We start from the raw sequence: 1829 nt of genomic DNA, 5'->3' as shown, positions 1-1829 counted from the left end.
CAAGGCCGCGAAGTTAAGAGGCCGACAGTCCTGTCAACGGTGTGGGTTGTGCTGGCTGCTGGTGATCGTTGTGCATCCAGGCGGGCGCGAGGATGTAGGTCGCGCGGGCGACCTTCTGCAGGAGGCCTTCCTTTGCCCAGTAGCCGAGTTGCGCGCAGACACTCCTGTAGTTCTCCCACCCCAGTACCTTGGCGATCTCGGTGGCGTGCCAGGTTCGGTCCTGAGCGGCCCGCAGAAGCTGGAGCACCTGGTTTCTGCGGCCTTGTCCTGCCTGTCCGCTCGGACTGCTGCTCGCTGACTGGTTGTTGGGCTTCAAGGTCTCGCGATGGATCTCGATGTCCAGACGCGCAATCTTCTGGCTGGTCAGCGGGTGCGCTGTGGTCGGGTTGGCCGGGTAGCGCGAGGTCGGGCATTTCACCTTGCGGGCGCTGATGCGCGGGCGCCGGCTGGGCAGGAGGGCGGCCAGGACCGCATCGGTGATGCGTCCTGCCACGGGTGTGTTCGTGCTGTCGGGCAGGACGCCGGTCGCGCAGACCACCAGGTCGCGGGCCACTTGGAGCGCGACGGTGAAACTCGCCCGGTCAGGGTCGGTACCAGGAACGGACTCGACAGCGTCCACCATCGCCCGGCGTAGTGCCTGGTAGAGGATCAGGAGGGCCCACAGCTCCTGCTCCAGGCCCGGCGCGTCGCACGAGCGCAGGACCCTGCCGGTGAGCAGGGTGTGGCGAAGGGAGTAGAACGCTGACTCGATCTCCCAGCGCTCGTGGTAGAGACGGACGAGTGTCTCGGCCGGGTCAGCGCGGTGGTCGAGAAGGGTGGTGGCCAGCCGGTAGCGGCCGCCGATGCGCTGTCCGGCACTGGTGGTGACGGTGACGTCTGCCTCGATGATGCGCAGGTCAAGGCCGTTGAAGCGGGTGAGATAGGAACCGTCGGGCAGGGTGGCCATCACGGCGGGACGGCGTTTGGAGCTGATCCGTACCAGCAGCTGGGCACCGGTGTCGGCGATGGCTCCCAGGAGGCTGTCGCCGTCGAAGCCCCGGTCCGCGAGCAGGAGCATCTGCGGCGACAGTAGGGGCAACAGCCGTGACGCCTGGGTTGTCTCCCCAGTGCTCGTCGGCCCAAAGACAGCGCCAAGGAGCCCGCGGGTGCCGGTCTCGCACAGGACTGTTAGCCGAAGCACCGGGTAGCCGGCCAAGCCCCAGTGGTGCTGGACCTTGCCGAGCAGAGAGCGGATGCGTGGTTGGTCCGGGGCCTTGATCGAGCTGCAGCCGTCGAAAGCCACGGTCCGCCAGTGCCGGTAGCGCACGCCGGGTGTCGAGGGCTGGGCCAGCGGGCCCGCCAACACCTCGAACAACATTTTCAGAGGTGCCGGGCCCAGGCGTCGCCGCAGGTCCCGCAGTGCCTTCTCCGAAGGTACGTGCAGGTCCAGCCCGTGCAGACCGGCGACGAGCTTGTCCCACACCCGGCGGTAGCCCAGTGCGGGGAACAGCCCCAGCGCGAGGAGGAAGTACACGCCCACCCGCGAGGGCAGGCAGCGCACGCGTGCCTGAACGGTGTGCGTTCCTTCCAGCACGTCGTCGACGAGCTCGAAGGGGACGTACTGTGTCAGCTCGCCCAAGTGGCCGGGTGCGAAAACGCCCCCGGCGACGGTGGCGGTGCGCGTCAACGTGGTGGTGGCAAACTGGCCGGACAACGGAACCTCTCGAAGCAGGAACGTCTTGGTCGACTTCCTTGCCTCTACCAGAGGCCCCGTTTCCGTAGCTGTCGAACCGTCAACTCCAGCCACAGAGCCTTGACAGGGCCGTCGGCCTGTTAACTTCGCGGCCTTG

At 67.2% G+C, this 1829-nt stretch carries 1 protein-coding gene; it reads right to left on the bottom strand.

Annotation, left to right across the window (positions count from 1 at the left end):
* Positions 1 to 13: 13 nt before the first annotated feature.
* Positions 14 to 1693, bottom strand: a complete 1680-nt coding sequence (locus tag O3X23_RS43825) for an IS4 family transposase (protein WP_269280989.1) — start codon at positions 1691 to 1693, stop codon at positions 14 to 16.
* Positions 1694 to 1829: the final 136 nt, after the last annotated feature.

The organism is Streptomyces sp. H39-S7 (genome assembly GCF_027158205.1).
Lineage (GTDB): Bacteria > Actinomycetota > Actinomycetes > Streptomycetales > Streptomycetaceae > Actinacidiphila.
Note: the sequence above shows the minus strand (reverse complement) of the source record. Positions and strands in the feature narration are given on the sequence as shown.